The 18,388-nt window shown below is 32.5% G+C and carries 16 protein-coding genes; 1 reads left to right on the plus strand and 15 read right to left on the minus strand.

Annotation, left to right across the window (positions count from 1 at the left end; genetic code table 11):
* Positions 1–73: 73 nt before the first annotated feature.
* The 15 genes from D3P13_RS13975 to D3P13_RS14045 all read right to left on the minus strand — a co-directional run bounded on the left by D3P13_RS13975 (position 74) and on the right by D3P13_RS14045 (position 16,741).
* Complete coding sequence (locus D3P13_RS13975; protein WP_117883495.1) at positions 74–1,597, minus strand: phytoene desaturase family protein; 1,524 nt, start codon at positions 1,595–1,597, stop codon at positions 74–76.
* 4 nt (positions 1,598–1,601) lie between these two features.
* The gene (locus D3P13_RS13980) at positions 1,602–5,294 is read right to left on the minus strand and encodes an MMPL family transporter (protein WP_117883496.1); all 3,693 of its coding nucleotides are present in this window, start codon (positions 5,292–5,294) and stop codon (positions 1,602–1,604) included.
* On the minus strand, positions 5,287–6,483 hold the full coding sequence (locus D3P13_RS13985; protein WP_117883497.1) for a DUF2062 domain-containing protein: 1,197 nt from the start codon (positions 6,481–6,483) through the stop codon (positions 5,287–5,289). The genes D3P13_RS13980 and D3P13_RS13985 overlap by 8 nt, the downstream gene beginning before the upstream one ends.
* A gap of 18 nt (positions 6,484–6,501) precedes the next feature.
* Entirely contained in the window at positions 6,502–6,999 is a 498-nt protein-coding gene (locus D3P13_RS13990; RefSeq protein ID WP_117883498.1) for a hypothetical protein, read from the minus strand.
* Between the two features lie 207 nt (positions 7,000–7,206).
* Positions 7,207–7,572, minus strand: coding sequence for a 3-hydroxyacyl-ACP dehydratase (locus tag D3P13_RS13995; protein WP_117883499.1), 366 nt, complete (start codon positions 7,570–7,572; stop codon positions 7,207–7,209).
* Between the two features lie 115 nt (positions 7,573–7,687).
* Positions 7,688–8,305: a hypothetical protein gene (locus D3P13_RS14000; protein WP_117883500.1), complete on the minus strand. Its 618-nt coding sequence runs from the start codon at positions 8,303–8,305 to the stop codon at positions 7,688–7,690.
* Positions 8,286–8,909: a LolA family protein gene (locus D3P13_RS14005; RefSeq protein WP_117883718.1), complete on the minus strand. Its 624-nt coding sequence runs from the start codon at positions 8,907–8,909 to the stop codon at positions 8,286–8,288. The genes D3P13_RS14000 and D3P13_RS14005 overlap by 20 nt, the downstream gene beginning before the upstream one ends.
* Positions 8,902–9,531: a polysaccharide deacetylase family protein gene (locus tag D3P13_RS14010; protein ID WP_232829201.1), complete on the minus strand. Its 630-nt coding sequence runs from the start codon at positions 9,529–9,531 to the stop codon at positions 8,902–8,904. The genes D3P13_RS14005 and D3P13_RS14010 overlap by 8 nt, the downstream gene beginning before the upstream one ends.
* 128 nt (positions 9,532–9,659) lie before the next feature.
* A complete protein-coding gene (locus D3P13_RS14015; RefSeq protein WP_117883502.1) occupies positions 9,660–10,721 on the minus strand; it encodes a beta-ketoacyl synthase N-terminal-like domain-containing protein in 1,062 nt (353 codons plus the stop codon).
* Positions 10,722–11,918, minus strand: coding sequence for a beta-ketoacyl-[acyl-carrier-protein] synthase family protein (locus D3P13_RS14020; protein ID WP_117883503.1), 1,197 nt, complete (start codon positions 11,916–11,918; stop codon positions 10,722–10,724).
* A complete protein-coding gene (locus tag D3P13_RS14025) occupies positions 11,919–12,176 on the minus strand; it encodes a phosphopantetheine-binding protein (protein WP_117883504.1) in 258 nt (85 codons plus the stop codon).
* A complete protein-coding gene (locus D3P13_RS14030) occupies positions 12,177–12,797 on the minus strand; it encodes a 3-oxoacyl-ACP synthase (RefSeq protein ID WP_117883505.1) in 621 nt (206 codons plus the stop codon). It abuts the gene before it with no gap.
* Position 12,798: 1 nt separating this feature from the next.
* Positions 12,799–13,944 (minus strand): beta-ketoacyl synthase N-terminal-like domain-containing protein, encoded by a 1,146-nt coding sequence (locus D3P13_RS14035; RefSeq protein WP_117883506.1) that lies wholly within the window; start codon positions 13,942–13,944, stop codon positions 12,799–12,801.
* Positions 13,945–14,027: 83 nt separating this feature from the next.
* Positions 14,028–15,377, minus strand: coding sequence for a sensor histidine kinase (locus tag D3P13_RS14040; protein ID WP_117883507.1), 1,350 nt, complete (start codon positions 15,375–15,377; stop codon positions 14,028–14,030).
* On the minus strand, positions 15,377–16,741 hold the full coding sequence (locus D3P13_RS14045; RefSeq protein WP_117883508.1) for a sigma-54-dependent transcriptional regulator: 1,365 nt from the start codon (positions 16,739–16,741) through the stop codon (positions 15,377–15,379). The genes D3P13_RS14040 and D3P13_RS14045 overlap by 1 nt, the downstream gene beginning before the upstream one ends.
* Positions 16,742–16,972: 231 nt before the next feature.
* Here D3P13_RS14045 and D3P13_RS14050 point away from each other — a divergent pair, with 231 nt between their 5' ends.
* Positions 16,973–18,331, plus strand: coding sequence for a TolC family protein (locus tag D3P13_RS14050; protein ID WP_117883509.1), 1,359 nt, complete (start codon positions 16,973–16,975; stop codon positions 18,329–18,331).
* Positions 18,332–18,388: the final 57 nt, after the last annotated feature.

The raw sequence follows: 18,388 nt of genomic DNA on the forward strand, positions 1-18,388 counted from the left end.
ATTCTTCTATTCAAAACCATCAGATGGGCACCCCTCCTTAAAAAGGAGGGGAATTTTTGCATCTTGATTCATACTATTCGTTTGCTTTAACAATCTTTGCTAATAATTTATCTCTTCCTACAATTTCAGAGCAGGTTAACACAGCACTGATGGTTACCCCTAAAATACCATGCATATTTAAGCTTTGCCCTGTAAATAACAAATTTTTTAGTCGGGTTTTTGGTGATAAAAACGATTTCATAGGACTGTCAGCATCTTTTACATAACCATACATTGAACCACGGTTAACCCCAATATAATCACGATACGAAAGTGGTGTTGATGCATATACCGACAATATACAATCTCTAATGTTTGGGAATTTCTTTTCTAGCTCCACCAACATTAATTCAATTTTATCTGCTTTAAATTGTTCATAGGTTTGCCCCCGCTCCCCTTTTTCGGCAACGGTATTAAAAGTATCTTCCCACTGCTCCACTTCATCGTAATGCATATAAGTAATGGCCGTCATATTCTCTGCCCACTCGTTTTTATTTTGCTTTACACTCATAGAAACCATATAACCTTCTGGCCAGCTCTCCGCATCATAATCAGCGGCAGTCCACACTTTTTTATAATTTTTAAAATGATAATAGTTGTAATTCATGTATTTGAACGTTTTAGGCTTAAAAACGATGTAAATACTAAAAGCAGAAATTACACTTTCTATATTTGAAATCCGATTGGTATATGATTTTCGAAGACGATCATCTCCTAACATTTTTACAGTGTGTTTAGGTTCAATATTTGAGATAAACATATCTCCTTTGATTTCGTTACCCGCTTTTGTATGTACTGAAACTAATTTTTTATTTTCAAAACCAAATGAAGCTACTTCACTACGTTTATAGGCTTCACCACCAAATTCCTTCAATTTTTTAATTAATAATTTCGCAATTTGACTCCCTCCATTTACACATCTATACGAACTTTGTATATAGGAATTTACCGATAAGGCATGTACATAAAATGGCGTTTTATCTTTGTCACCGGCATATAAAAAATTAGAACCTGCCAACACCGACTTTAGTTTTTCATTATCAGTAATGCTATCTAAAAAATCACTAATTTTTAGACTAAGCAGCGTAGTGTTGTCATAATAGGTATCCCCAGGTTTTAAATTGTACAATGGAAAACTATTACAAGTTGCTCTAATCTTATCGCAATACGCTTGAATAGCATCGGTATCTTCAGGGAATTTTTGACTCAATTGGGTAATAAAATTATCATAACCTTGTGCGTGTGGATATTCAACCGTGTCATTATCAAAAGAGATAACATCGTATTGATTTTCATCCATTTTCTTCAATTTTAGTCCATCCATGATGCCTAAATAATTGAAATAACGATAAAGGTTTTGACCTTTATCTAAGCCACCAATGTAATGTACACCGGTATCAAAAACACTTTTATCTCTAGAAAATATCTGTAAATTACCGCCGTATTGATTGTTTTTTTCGAGCACACAAACACTTTTGCCTTCACGAGCCAAAATATTTGCAGATACGAGTCCACCCAAACCACTTCCAATAATTACTACGTCGTATTTTTCTTTCATTACACTACTTGTATTGTAAAACAAGATCAATAATAGATTGGTCTTGATACTGTATTTGATAACCTTTATCTACAAACGCAGCTACTAAAGCATCATTTTGGACCAAAAGTACATTTTGTGTCTGCATTTCTAACAGGGTCTTAATATCTGAAATATCGCTAATTTTAGTTGAAATCACCAAAATATCAGCCTTTTTTGATGAAATCTGACCAAAATCGTTCAAATAATCAACATTTCGACGCTGATTTGTATGGCAGTTTTTGGCGATTGTACGTTTTTCTTTATCTGAGATAAAACTTGTTATTTTTCTATCTAAAAATCGAGATACTAACAAGATATCTAATTGCCCATAGTCATTGGCTATATGTACAATAGTTGCTTTTGCTGGTAGACGATCAGAAATCTTTTGATAAAGCATCTTATTTTCCTTAAAATCATTTTTAACAGCATTGAAAAGAGTTGCCCCTTTATAGCGATAATTACTAAATAAGATGTCCTTATAATAATCAGCATCTTCAATACCATCTCTAACTTTCTGAAACTCTTGTTTATAAAACGCTCCTATTTTCTTGGTTCGTTCACGGTCAGTGCTTCCAAATGCAGTATCATCATAGGCAATCCGTTTACCAACAACCACGGTCAGACTACCATCATAAATGATAAAATCCCGTTTGGGTAGCACTTCTGAGTTTCCATGTAAGTATAATGGTAAAATATCCAATTCTAATTGCTGAGCCAAGAAGAATGCCCCTTTATGAAACCGTCCAATTTTATTGATAAAGGAGCGTCTCGCTTCTGGAAAGACCACCAAACAATACCCTTGACGGATTTTCTCCTTTAAATGTTCTAAACTACCATCTACACCACTTGACACCGGATAAAACCCAGCAACCTTAGCTAGTAAACCGAATACAGGTGATTTATATACCCAATCATTTACCAAGTAAATAACATTTGGTGTGGTCATTCCAATCGTTAACGTATCTAAAAATGAGGCGTGATTGGAAATAATTATCGCAGGTTTGTTAAATTTTTCTTGATGTAGATTTATTACTTTCTTTTTCACAAAAGGATTGCCATACAACGTTGCAGTTACCATTTTTGACATGATATTGTGCAACCATTTCATCTTCTTTTTCTTAGAAATAGGAATGATTGGTAAAATGGTAATACTTATTATTGATAAAATCATCCCGCCAAGGCCATAAAAAGTAAACAGCAACATGGCGTGTAGAAAAGTCCGCAATCGTAATGGAGCAACTCCCTTTTTAGTCCGCCAACCAATAACAAAATTAAACAGTACCGGCTGAATGGTAAAAGCAATGAGTACAGCAGATAAAATGCCAATAATAGAAACCACAGAAATGGATTTTAATGCTGGATGCTTAGCGACAATCAACACCCCTACCCCCAAAATAGTGGTAATTACCGATAATAAAATAGACGTTTTATATGTCGGTAATTCCTTTACACCATAAATATGTTTTTTTAACAAGCCATTGGTAATAAAAATACTATAATCGACTCCGAGTCCAAAAATAAAGGTAGAAATGATAATATTAAAAACATTAAAATGAATACCGAACAAGCCCATGACACCAATAGTAACCAACCAAGTTAATGCTATGGGAATAATAGTAATCAACGTCAGCTCTATACTTCTATAAAAAAGCAATAAAATAAGTACGACCGCCAATAATGAATATCCGATAAGCTTATTGAAATCATCTTTTAAATTACCTAAAAACGTTTCATTAATATGTTGACGATCAATAACCACCGTTTGTGGTAATTTATCAAAGGTAGACACCACCTCCTTTACATTTTCTGGACGTACTTTCACCATAGAAACTACCGTTGCAAAAGAAGTGTCGTTTGAAATAAATTCATCTAAAAAAAGCGACTTCAATTGACGATAGTCTTGATAAGAAATTACAGAAAAATCACTTTCCAACTGCTTATAAAAACCATTAAAAGTAGTTGGTTTAAATCCGATAGCAGTTCCACTTTCAATAAGGTTTTCTTTTACAGATCGCTTTTTATCGGCCGTCCAAAATTGACGCCATTGTTGTATTTTCTGGTTTTGTAACTGCTCTGAAAGCACTAAAGAACCTACAGAACTAAAACTCAATATAGAATCTTTTAACTTATAATCTACCAGGTCTTTATAAATAGCATCGTTAGCCAATAAGGCTTCATCTACAGAATTTCCATAAGCCGTAACGTATATTGATTTAGATGCCATATTCAATAAGGTATCTAACTTCTTTTCTGTCTTTTTTAAGGCTTCCGTTTGATAATTCATTTTTGAAATATCCTGATCAAAAATCACATTACGATAGGTAAAAAGACTGATTACAAAAACAATTAGCAATCCGAAAACCAACACCTTGTTATGTTGAAATTTATACCTTGCCACCTTATCAACAAGTGTTGCTTTTGAATGCCTTTTTTCTGTTTTAAAACGATACAAATGTGGAATGAGCAACAACGCAAAAACAGAGGCACTTAAAACACTAACCGAAGCAAATATTCCTAATTCTTTAAGAGCTTCTGACTTTAGAAATAATAAGCATAAAAATGCCATGGCTGTGGTAATACTACTCATTAAAATGGGCTTGGCAACATCTTTATACAATTGCTTTACATCATTATTATTTCTAAAATGAGTGAGTATATGCAAGGCATAATCTAATGTGATACCTAATAAAACAGAACCTATACCTAACGAAATGGCAGAAATCTGACCTTTTACTACATATAAAACAGCTACCGTCAATAAGGCTCCGAAAATAGTGGGAATAAAGAGAATAATGGGAATTAACAACTTTCTATAAAAGAAAATTAGTATCAATACCAATACCGATAGTGCAATACTTATGGTAAATTGAATGTCATTTTTAATTTGTGAGGCGTTAGCTACCGCAATTACTGTAGAACCATAATATTCACTAGAAACGGACGCACGGTACTTGGCATTCAATGCCTCTTGAATACGGTACAATTGCTCTACAAACTCTGTGTTATTCGCGGTTTCATTGGCTGCCAATTCTGGCACAATAAACAGTAAAAGGTTTTTATGGTCTTTACTGACTAAAAACCCGTTGTGTATTTCAAAATTGTCGTCTACTTTTAATTGTTCTAACTTTTTTAAGCCTAGAAAAGTAATGCCTAATGGATCTTTTAAAATGGTTTTTTTTGCAATGATTCCGGTTGGAGAAATGAGCGTTTTGTAGTTTGCTTTGGTAATAGCATCAATACTATCTTTTTGCAACCGACCTTCAATCTGTTCATAATCAGCATCAGTTAAGAACAATGGTAGGTTCTGATTGATAAAACCAAGGGTTTTATCAATGGCGTCATCTCCTATTCTACCCTGTACTTCTTTGATAAATTCGCTGCTTTGTTTTTGAATGCTATCTATATATTCACTGGCATAAGCAGTTAATTCATTAACATCAGCTTTATTTTTAGCTTCAAGATAAACAATGATTTTATCGGCAAATTTTACATTATGCAGGACTTTATTAGTGATGTCAGATTTTTCAGAATTGGGTATTAATTTGGTTATATCTTCTTCAAATTGCAGTTTAGAAGCTAAAAACCCTAGTAAAAATAGTAACAACAAGAAGATACTGGCAAAGAGAATCTTTTGTTTTTGCAATACACGATACGTCTTATAAAAGAAATTATCCATGTTTTACTTTCTTTTTGTTACCCGTTTTAATCTGTAAATAAATAAAGCCCGCTAATCCGAAAAGCACAGCCATAATAAAAGCTAAGGCAAAACTCCCCACAATGTATTGGAAAAGATAAACCCCAATTTTAAAATTTTCATCAATTTGATGTAAATCTAAGCTTCTTCTTCCCAACATAAAACCACCCAACTTTAAACTTCCATAAAGAATGAAAGGAATAAAAATAGGGAAACTAACATTTGAAAAGGCAAAACTAATGACCTTATTTAATTTTAAGGCTGCTGCTACTACAATGGATAAAATAGAATGGAATCCCCAAAAAGGTGAAATTCCAATAAAAGTACCGAGAGCAATGGAAAGTGATTTTTTTATATTAGAATCTTCGCTCCCAATTAAATCTTCTTTAAAGAATCGTTTGAATCCCTTTTCTTTGAATTTTCTATAAAAATCGCGTGGTTTAATATACACAATAGCGATTGTAAACAACCATGTATTCATAGCACTAATACGTACAAAGTCCTTGAAGGGTCTGTAATGTGAGACACGCTCATCAGGATCGTATAACACACGAATGGGTATGTTTTTAACTTCAATACCATTCCACGATGCTTTTACAATCACCTCTACTTCAAACTCGAATTTAGTACTTAAAAATTTTATTTTGTTGATCTCCTTAACGGGATACAATCGAAATCCCGATTGTGTGTCTTGTAGCGTAAAACCTGTTTCTGCCCAATACCAAAAGTTAGAAAACTTATTGGCAAAGCTGTTTTTTCTGGGCATGCCTTTGGCGTTCAAATTCCGAGCACCAATTAATAGTAAATCTTTTGTTTCAGAATTTTCTAGCTCTTCAAGAAATAGTGGAATATCATCTGGATAATGCTGTCCATCAGAATCAATAGAAATGGCATAATCAAAACCTAAGGCTTCTGCTTTATGCAACCCCAAACGTAAGGCGTTGCCTTTTCCTTTATTTTTTTCTAAATGTATTTGGGTGAGTTTCGGATAATGAGTTAGAATCCTTTTAGTTGAATCCGTTGCACCATCATTTATGATAATAATTTGATTGGTGTAATATAAAACACCTTGAATAACACGATCTAACGTAGCTTGGTTGTTGTAGGTCGGAATTAGGACACAACAATTAAAATCGGTTATTTTTTGAGTTATTTTCTCGGGATTTTGCACGAAACGTTAAGGACTACATTAAAGCTTCGAAATTACAGTTTTTTCTTCGGTTGAAAAAGCATTGGATTGTGAAACATAGCCTCTAATATGTTTCTTTAATGCGGCATTCCTTATATGTGGCAATTGACTATAAATAAAGGTTTTATCTTCATCTATATTGGTTTTGTATTTTAATATTTTTGGTGAGTTCTCTTGAACACTTAAACGAATGAGTCTCAATTCAATGTTATTTGTATTATTTGCAATCACCGTTTCTAACATTGCCGCTCCCTTTTTAAAATACTCTTTTTTGTCTTTTATTTTAGATTCAAATTTTGCTTTTACCGTTAAAGAAGCTGCTTTATAACCCACCAGTGTTGCATCATCGGTAACCTTAACACTTTCTAATTTTTGATAGAAGTCCTTAGCGACTTCCTCAGAATTTGCAGATTTTATATAGAGCTCGCGAATTTCTGCAACCGTAGGTTTAATTGTGATTGCTATAAAAAATGATAAGTATAGTATTAATTTTGTCATGTTTTTACTTGTTGTTTTTTACTACCCCTTAATAGACATTAAACTTTTACTAGCATCACTCGGTTCTCGATACGATGCTTTGTCTTCTCAGGAGCCCGAATATTTCCATTTGCATCACTCGAACGGACGAGAAATGTACTAACGTCACTTCGAGTGTTTTCTTCAATGCGATAGCGTTGAAGAAAATGTATCGAGAAATCGCTATTATTAAACTTCTCTATAAAGACCATTAAATTTTAAAGCTACTGTGTCGCCCATTTTAGTAATGTTCTTTACTTTAAATTTACCTTCCTCTTCAGTGATATTCAAATTTAATACCAAAGTGTTATTTTCTTCAGGATTAATCAACGCCATAAATTTAATATTGCTCGATTTTTCCATAAACAACTTTTTCTCCAACGCTTTTTCCGTCAATTCTTTGATGATTTGAATCATGCAAACACCAGGCATTACTGGATTACCAGGAAAATGACCATTAAAAATATCATGATCTTTATTTATGAAAATTTCAGAAACCAATTGACCTTCTGTAAATTCAAAAGACTGTATTGTATATAAATTTTTGAGTAACATTTTATAACGTATTAATAGTTGGTAAAAATAGAATTTCTTTTTGAATAGAGATTGGTTTGTTGATTTTTAAGAGCCCTTACTCCTACAAAACTTCAATCTTAATTGTATCAGTTCACTAATCAATACGCTTCAATTTAATTTTTAGCTTCATATTTTTATGGTCTATTAAAATGTTTTCAGCTATTTTACCTTTCTTACTCTCAAAGGTGAAAATAATTTTTTCTTTGGATTTAGAAGCATGTAAAATGCGTACCAACTGTTGGTTTTTCTTACTGATATAATAGTAACTAAATCTTTTATTATCAACTAATTGAAAAATAGTAGCTGCTGTGGTTCGATAGGCTTTATCAACTCGAATTTCTTCTTGGAGTAAAATTTTAAAATCCTTTTTTAAGGTATTGATGAGTATTTTCTTATTAAGATCATCCGCGATAAAGTTAATGGTAAACACATCATTTTTAAGTTCCATATCCATCATTTTAGAACCAAATTCTGTGGCAAAAACGACTCTATGATGCTCAGTTGCTAATTTTTTAATGATTAAAAGACCACCAAAAGTACGTCCATACACTTCAAAATTTGCCTTATAAACATAATCTTTAGAATAATCTGCGAAATAAGGATTTTTATACTTTTCTACTGAATTTTCCACAAGCACAAAATCTTTTGTAGAGGCTACAGTACAAGAAGTGAACAGTAAAATTACGATAAAACTAATTCCTAAAAACCTCATCTTTTATCACTTGATTTTCTTTTCGGTTTTTAAATACAATTTGTGTGTAATCATCAGAAGGTTCTATCATTCGCACCTCAACCACCGTATGTTTTTGAGTATCGAAATGCAACACAAATTGTTTGATGTATTTTTTAAGTTCCTCATCTTTAGAATCAAACGTAACAATATACGTTTCAGCGTTTTTGGAGAAATTCATAGTAAATTCAGCAGCATCAAACATATCACCACTAATACTTTTTACAATGAGCTGATTCAATTTTTTAAACAATTGGTTAGAGCCGATATTGACATCGCTCTTTTTCCCCTCGTCATTAATTAACAGCTTGTCTTCCTTGAAAATAACGCTGTACTGAAAAGGACTTGTATATGACCATTTTACCAAATTTGGCGACTTAAATAGCATTTTTCCTGAAGTTTTAATGTCATTTGACAAAAACTCCATGTGTTTGTATTGATCAAAATCGCTACCGATTGTCTTTGTTTTTTGGGCAACTGCTTTTACACGTTGTTTAAAGTTTGTAATTTCTTGAGCAGTCATCGCATTTTGTGCGAAGCTTGCTGTTCCAAGACATAAGAAAAGGATAAGTATTAATTTAGGCATATGCTTCAATTTCAAATAATTCATCTACCGTTACGGTTTCATAGTGATGTTCTTGTAAAAATAACAATAATTGTTCCAAAACCACAACGGTTCGTTTACTAGAATCATGTAATAAAATAACATCACCAGCTTTTAGGTTCTTTGTAATTCTATTTAGAATCTTTTTGGGTTCTTTTATTTTTGTATCGAAAGACCTCACATTCCATCCCACAACTTGAAGATTCGTTTGTTTAATTGCGTTTTTTATGGCAGGATTAGTAACTCCAAAAGGGGGTCTAAACAACTTGCTATTCACTTTTAATAAATTGTAAATCAATTTATTAGTGCTAATTATTTCTTCAACAATTTTGTTCTTTGAAAAAAAATCAAAAGTATTAGAATGACTGTAAGAATGATTACCAACGACATGTCCTTCAGCAACTATTTGTTGCACTAATTTGGGGTGTTTTTCTATGTGATTTCCAATACAAAAAAAAGAAGCTTTGCTATTGTATTTCTTTAAAACAGTAAGGACTTGAGGTGTAAATTCTGAATTCGGCCCATCATCAAAAGTAATGGCCACTTGTTTTTTACTAGTCTTCGGATTTGAATTTAGAGCATTGACATGATAGTTCCATCGCATATGAAATGAACCTATACAAGTTACAATCAACCAACATATAAAAAGAACAACATATAAAAATTTAGGAAGTTCAAATGACAAAACAAGCAACACCAGTATAAAAAAAAAGCTATTTACTCTGCCAAATTTTAACATGACTGTAATACTACTAAACTGTGGTTTTCGCCTCTATATTGATTATAAAGAAGTACATTTTTGTAGGTCTTTTTAGGTTGGTCATTTATTTTAACCAAAGTAGGAATCTCTTGTTCCTTAATTATTTTGGAAGCCAGCCAAAATCCAAATGCAGAGGCTGTATTAAATTCTCCAGACAAATGTTTATAATAAACTTGCTGTGTTTTCTTAAAGAGACCTTCTTCTATCGTTTTGTAATACGAATCGAAAGTAACATCGCCATTATTACCCAAAACAACAAGGTCTATATCATCAATAGACAATTTATTTGCTTCTAAAAATGTTTTAATTCTAGATTCTAAATTCTCTTCACTAAGTTGACTATATATTTCAACATCCACTAATTTTGCATAGCTATGCTCCGTTTTTTCATCTGACAATGTACAAAATATGGCTCCTTCTCCGAAGATAGAACCGTCTGTATTCGAATGAATTAAATCTGCACTACCTACTTCTTCTTTTTTAATGTGACCAATCAAACGATGCAAATCATTGGTATGTTTACCATGTTCATCTACACCACCAACCAAAATAGTTGATGCCTCATCTTCATTAAACTTCATCTGAGCATCAATAAGACAAGATTCAAAAGAAATTGCGGAATGTACATAGGTAAAGTTATAGGCTTTGCATTGTAAGCCTAAGGCTATTTGAGCACCAACTGTATTATGTGTAGATTGAATAAAAGAAGTAGGGGTTAAAAATTCTTCATCATTATCTATTATGGCACTTACAAATTTTTCAGAATCTTGTAAACAGCCCATTCCCGTGCCTGTAATTATAGCATCAGGAACTTCTACATGAGCATCTTTTAACGCTAAACTTGAAGCCACAACACCCATTTTCACACCTTTTGCCATTCTTCTCGCTGCTGCAGGTGGAATATACTCTTTATAATTAGGGTTAATAACCGGTAAAATATTAGTGTCATAAAAGACAATATCATCTAAGAATCCACTCTCAGTAGTTTTTTGTGCAGAAACACACCCCAATCCATTGATATAACAATTTTTCATTTAGTTTTTTGAAAAAATTAAGGTTGAGCAATTTCCACCAAAACCAAAAGAATTAGAAAGCACATAATTGATAGGCTTCTCTTTTACTTCGGTAACGGGTACAATGCCTGTTTCAGCAATCGCTGTATTGAAGTTTAAATTCGGAAAAATAAGATTGTGTTGAATAGCTAATATAGAATACACCGCTTCTATTGCTGCCGCAGCAGCCAATGTATGCCCAGTAAATCCTTTTGTTGAACTTAAATCAGGAATTTTACTTCCAAAAACACGTTGTATAGCAATACTTTCCGATAAATCGTTATTGGGTGTTGCTGTGCCATGGGCATTTATATAATCTATTTGTTCCGGTAAAATTCCCGAAACTTTAAAAGCTTTTTGCATGGCCAATGTAGCTCCTTCACCATTATCAGATGAAGCCGTTTGATGAAAAGCGTCATTCGCATTTCCATAACCGGAAACATAAGCCAGAACTTTTTTATTTTCTTTTGCAACTATTTCATCAGACTCTAAGACTAAAAATGCAGCCGCTTCACCTAAGTTCAAACCTGTTCTATCATTATCAAAAGGTTTACAGTAGGTATCTGACAAAATCATCAAGGTTTTAAATCCGTTGATGGTAAATTTCGATAAGCAATCTGCACCGCCTACCACTACTCTATCCAATTTACCGGCTTTTATCATTCGAGCACCTAGCATTATCGCATTTGCAGATGAAGAACATGCCGTACTAATTGTCGTTACAAAATCGGTAATTCCTAATTGTTCTGCAATTTTATGGGTAGAATCACCCGCATGATGACCACCAATATATTTGTGATTGGTTTCATCTTCTAAATATTGGTAATAATACTTTTCGGTCATGTCCATACCTCCTACACTGGTAGCAGATATTAAACCTGTACGACAATCATTAATATCAGAAATCCCAGCATTCTCAACGGCTTGTTTGGCTGCAACTACCCCCAACAGAGCTGTTCTGGAATAATTTTGAGATTCAGGTAAACGCAATTGCTTTATCAATTCTTCGTTTGACAAATCAATTTCACCGACCATAATTTCGTCAATATGACGTGTTTTTATGCTAGAAATTTTAGAGATACCGTGCTTACTTTGCAATAAAGCATTCAAATTCTCTTCAACTGAATTACCAATTGAAGAAACAATACCCATTCCAGTAATGGCAACTCGTTTAGACATTTATTTTGTTCTATTTGCAGTAATATAAGTTGCCATAATAGCAACTGATTCAAAAATTTTCTTTCCCTCTTTAGGATCGGTTAATTTAATACCGTAATCCTTATCTAACATTACAATTAACTCTAAAGCATCAATAGAATCTAATCCCAATCCGTCTCCAAAAAGAGGATCATCATCTCCTATTTCTTCGATTGAAACATCCTCTAAATTCAATTGCTCTATAATTTTTTCTTTTAATTCTAATTTTAATCCTTCCATCTAATCTTTATTTTTATAAAGGTTTTTTAATTCGTTAGTTGTATGCTTCCTCTGTCCTTTCTGGGATACCATATACATAAAGCAATCATAAGCTTCTCCATCATAATCTACCCATCCGCAAAGCACACTTTCTGCTTTCTCTTTTTCTAATAAGCTACTTGCATATGCATGCAAAAAATCAGCATTAAAGGCGTCAAAGATAAAAAAAGCATTCTCACTTTTTAACTGATGTTTAATACTTATTTCGCCAATAGTAATATTAGGGAGCGTATATACAAATACAGCGGGACTCGGATAATAACTTTCCTTGTCTTGAATACTCCCTTGATGTTTCCTATCTGTATCTAAGCTTGAAGCCCTGTTTGTCAGTACAATAGCAACATTATCATCAGCGTCAATTTTAGTTGCATTTAACACATATTCAGCTCCCAAAAAGGCTAATTTACTTAAGTTATCCATTTTAAAAAATTTTGAATAACTTAAATTCAATTGTTTATACCCTTTTTTAGAAAAATCAGCAAATTCACTATTGGAATCCTCTTTAAATATGAGTTCTCCATTCACCGAAACTGTGTTATTCCTTATATGGCAATAGTTTGATATGTAATTTTCTATTTTCAAATTAATGCACTTTTTTAAAAATTACGGCTGTATTACATCCGCCAAAACCAGATGCTGTTTTCAAAAAAGTTTGCAATGGCTTTTTTATATTTTCTTTTATTACATTTATAGATTGAGAAACGCCAAGTTCATCAAAACCATAAGAAGCATATAAGGTATTATTAAATACCGATTGCATTCCGACTATGGCTTCTAGCAAACCAGATGCTCCCAGCGTGTGGCCATAATATCCTTTTAAACTATTGACGGGCACATCACTTAATTCCATTCTATTAATAGCAATGGCCTCCATTTCATCATTATAATTAGTAGCTGTACCGTGTGCCGAAATATAATCTATGGTGCTCGTTTCTATCGTTGCTTCTTTCAGAGCAGATTGTATGCTTCTGTATAATCCTTCTCCAGTTCTTGATGGTCCAGAAATATGATTGGCATCATTACAAGAGCCATCTCCTAATATTTCTACTGCGTCTGGTGATAGGTTTTCCTTTTTGGAGGTTACCAAAACCGAAGCAGCAGCTTCTCCAATATTAATTCCTGTTCTATTTTTAGAAAAAGGTCTACAAGGAGCGTCGCTTATAGCTTGAAACGATTGAAATCCTGATAAAATAAATTCAGAAACAATATCTCCACTAGCAATAAGTACATTATCATACACACCAGACTCAATCATTCGTTTTGCCACTGAGACTGCTAAAATTCCGGATACACAAGCGTTAGAGACTACTATCGCTTCGTTTTTAAATTCGAAAAATTGTTGTATTTGCTTCCCTAATTCAGCCAAATATGCACGTTTTTTTGGGAATTGAGAATGGGTATCTAAGACATCTACATTTCCTTTTGTCGTTGAAATGATAAGTCCCGTTTTAGCTGTGATTTCTAAGTTAGACTGCTCTAAAACATCATTTAAGGATAAGAACATCATTTTTTCTAAACGCGTAAAATCAATACTACTCCCTAATTTTTGAAAAGCAGCATCTAATTGATCTGTTTTTATCAAAGAGGAATAAAAGGGTGTTTGTAACACCTTTTTGTCATCTATTTTTTCAATACCAGAATTCCCTAATGAGATATTCTCAATATTCTGAGCCGTAGTAAAACCAAGACTTGAGATGATATTATTGTATGAAAGATAGGTTTGAGACACGCTTTATCGCTAAATTATTCGTTGCAAAAGTAATTAAAAGTATTTTGTTGAAACACACAGTTAAAATTGAATTCTAATTTATTTTAAAAAGTCAAGACAAAGGTGGTATTCTTATCTGGAACAGAATGCACCATAAGGCTACCACCATGCAGCTGCATAATTTGTTTAGAAAGGCTTAAACCGATTCCCGTTCCTGAATTTTTCGTTGTAAAAAATGGAACAAAAATTTCTTCTATAAGTTCTGGAGCTATACCAGATCCGTTGTCAGTAACAGTAATGTATTTTTTGTTTGCGTTGTTAATTCCTGCTGACATTTTAATAATGCCGTTTTCCTTATTCTTTAAAGACTGTAAGGCATTTTTAGCTAAATTTATCATTACTTGTGTAATTTGCTTACTGTCAACAAACAATTCTAAATTATCAGGACTAATGTCTAATTTTATTTCTACCTTATTATTGACACCATCTTGCTGCATTAAAACCAATACCTTACTTAGTAACTTCTTCGCCTCAACAATTTCCTTATCAGGTTCTGGAACGCTCAATAATGTTCTATACGACTGTACAAAACTCATTAAATCGTTACCTTGCTCTTTGATAACCTCCAGTCCTTTTATTGTATTTTCAATATGCTTTACCTCAAAGGTATCTGCATTAACCATTTTATCGTCTTTTTTAAAATACCTTAAAATTGACTCTGAAATTGAGGTTATGGGCGTAATGGTATTCATAATCTCATGAGTTAGTACGCGTATCAATTTTACCCAAGAATCCGTTTCCTTTTCGTCCAACTCCTTATTAATATCTTGAATTACTACCAACAAAAGCTCTTGTTTGTTAATATTTATTGAAGTCGATTTTATAGCTAATTGGGTTTTCTCTCTTTCATTTGTGAGCTGATATAATTTTTGATCAAACGGTTTTAAATCCTCAAATAACGCATACAATCCTTTATCAACTTGAGCCAATTGTTTTATATGATTCAGAGGTTTATAATTTAATAATTTTTCAACGGTAGGATTAGAAAAAATAATATGTCCTTTCTCATTAAAAGTTAAGATTCCAATATTTGAATGCTTTAAAATTTCTTGATAATATTGTTCTTGTTCTTGTTTTTTTAGATGCACGTCTTGTATCAAAGCATTAACTCTATTCAAACTCTGATTTAAGCTCTGAAAAGACTCAATAAGGTCTTTTTCTGGAAAATGTAATGTAAAATCTTCATTTTTAATGGCATCAAAAAAGTAGGCCAATTTCCTATTGATATTATTAATATAATAGACCAATTGCCATGCTTGAAAGCATAAGAATCCAAGCATAAAAAAACAAACTACATAATACCCTTTTGTAAATAAGAAAGCGAGACCTAAAGCGGTAAGGGTTATAAAAGTTACCCTTAAAATAATGTGTATATAAAAATTTCTACTCGCCATTAGTTGTCCATTTTCTTAATCTTGTTGTACAATGTTTGTCTAGATACCCCTAATTGATTTGCGGCTGCACTATAATTACCATCATGCTTATTTAAAGCATTAGAAATCATCACTTTCTCCATTTCTTCTAGGGTAGCTGTAGTCGTTTCGTTAGATGGTATCGTTTTATTTGACCAAGAAAAATCTGTTGGCTTTAACACATTGCCATCACATAAAATAACAGCTCTTTCCATGGCATGTCGTAATTCGCGAACATTACCAGGCCAACCATAGTCTTTAAATTTATCTTGGACCATGGCATTTAATCTCAATCCTTGCTTTCCATATTTAGCCGCAAATTTATTTAAATAAAAATCAGCCAATAACAACACATCATCATCGCGTTCTCGCAAAGGAGGCACTTCCACATGGATTGTATTAATTCTGTACAACAAATCTTCACGAAATATGCCATCTTTCACCATTTGTTCCAAATTGCAATTGGTAGCACAAACTAAGCGAATATCAACTGAGATTGGTTTATTAGACCCTACACGTACGATTATTCTATTTTGAATGGCCGATAATAATTTAGCCTGTGTTTGTAGCGATAGATTTCCTATCTCATCTAAAAATAATGTTCCACCATTTGCAGCTTCAAATTTACCTATCCTATCCTCTTTAGCATCTGTAAATGATCCCTTGGCATGCCCAAATAATTCACTTTCAAATAAAGTTTCAGATATTGACCCCATGTCTACATTAATAAACACTTCATTTTTACGAGGCGACATTCGATGTAATTCTCTAGCTATTAACTCTTTTCCTGTACCGTTCTCTCCAGTTATCAATACATTAATATCTGTAGTAGCCACTTTTCGAGTAAGATTTAAAACGGACGTAAGAGCCTTTGAATTACCAATAATATAATTTTTATCTTGATTGATAAGTTGTTTTAAACTACTCTCTTTTTCTTTTAATTGATGGACTTCCTTTTGCGATTTACGTAATAAAAAAGCCGATTTTACAGTGGCTAATAATTTATCATTATTCCATGGTTTTAACACAAAGTCAGCGGCACCTTCTTTCAAGGCTTTAACTGCTAAATCTATCGCTCCATAGGCTGTCATCATGATTACTGAAACCGCAGGTGATTTCTTTTTAATTTCTTTTAGCCAGTACAAACCTTCATTACCAGAATTAATACCTGCAGAAAAATTCATATCTAATAAAACAATATCAAAGTCCGTAAGATTCTTAAGCGATGAAATCTGATTCGGGTTTGAAAGTATTTCAATACTTTTATATTCAAATTGCAACAATATTTCTAAAGCACTTAGCACGCTTTTATTATCATCTATTATTAAAATTTTTCCATCAGTCATCTTTATTAGTTTAATATTTTTTAAATGTACAAACAAAGATTTAAGTTTTTAAATAAGTGTAAAATTTTTTTACACTTATTGTCAAAATATTTTACAAATAAATTACAACACAAATCATAAAAAATCATAACACACTGATTTACATTTAAATAAAAACATGGCACAACATTAGTATACCTTTTGGCATCATATAAATAAAAGTAGTTTTCTAAACTTGAATATTAATTAAACATGACCCTTAAAAAACATATATTTTTTTTACTTTTCGTTTTAATAGCCAACACTATTAGTGCACAAAAAACTTGGACATTAGATGAATGCGTAGCCTATGCCGTTGAGCACAACTTAGCATTGAATAACATTAAATACAACAGTGATTCTAACAAAGAAACGTACAAGCAGTCTATTCGTAATTTACTACCTAATTTAATTGGGTCATCAGATTACAACATACGTTATGGACGCTCGGTTAATGGTTTTACCAATGACATTATTAATACCGACTTTTTCTCTAATAATTATTCTTTAAGCTCTTCAGTAGATATATTTCAAGGGTTTCAAAAACTAAATTCCATAAAAGCTTCTAAATTTCTCTACAAGGCTGCAAAGGAAGATGTATTACAAGAAAAATATTTATTGGCTTTTAGGGTAATGTCTGCCTTTTATGACATTCGCTTTTATGAAGGATTATTACTTATTTCTGAAGATCAGGTAAAAGTCTCTGAAACCAATTACAATTTAGTAAAGCGTAAGGTAGAATTAGGTTTAAAGGCTGGTGCTGATTTATACGAAGCAGAATCTGTATTATTAACAGATCAATTGGCGGCAACACAAAGTAAAAATAGTTTAGAGACTGCCCAATTAAAACTGATTCAAGAAATGAATTTAGAAGGTCAAACATCTATCACTATCAATACAGCATTGGACGAAATAACAGCAACAGAAAGCAATTCTCCAGTTACAGACTTAGATACTATTTATAACACAGCAACTAGTTTTATTCCTTTTATTAAGGCTGAAAAGTTAAGAACAGAGGCTGCTAAAAAAGAAGTTGCTATTGCACGAGGTAACTTATACCCTTCCATATCTTTATTTGCAGGATATGGAACCGGCTATTACGAAACTAATGTTGATGATACCGACCATATTATTCCATTCAATACTCAATTTAAAGATAATGCTTCGAGGTATGTCGGGATCTCTGTAACTGTTCCTATTTTTAACCGTTGGTCTGGTCGTTCAAATATAAAACAACAAAAAATTGAACTTCAACGTGCCCATAATAATTTAGATATACAAAAACAAGAATTGTACAAGCTGATTCAACAATTAGTACAAGATCAAAAATCATTTACTGTAGAGTCTGAGCAAAGTACTAAAAAAATGAAAGCCCAAGAGTTGACATTTGCCATTGCACAAAAGAAATATGAAAAGGGGATGATAAATGCCATAGAATTATATCAAGCGAAAAACTTATATACGACTTCTCAAAATGAAAACTTACAAGTAAAATTACAATTGAAAGTCACTGAAAAAACGCTTGATTTCTATAAAGGATTACCAGTTTTTGATAGTATTGATAAAAATTAAAAAAGTTATGAGTTCAGAGTTAAAGAAGGTACGAGGTACGAAGAAAAAAGTTTGAAG

The sequence above is a fragment of the Aureibaculum luteum genome (genome assembly GCF_003449015.1).
Lineage (GTDB): Bacteria > Bacteroidota > Bacteroidia > Flavobacteriales > Flavobacteriaceae > Aureibaculum > Aureibaculum luteum.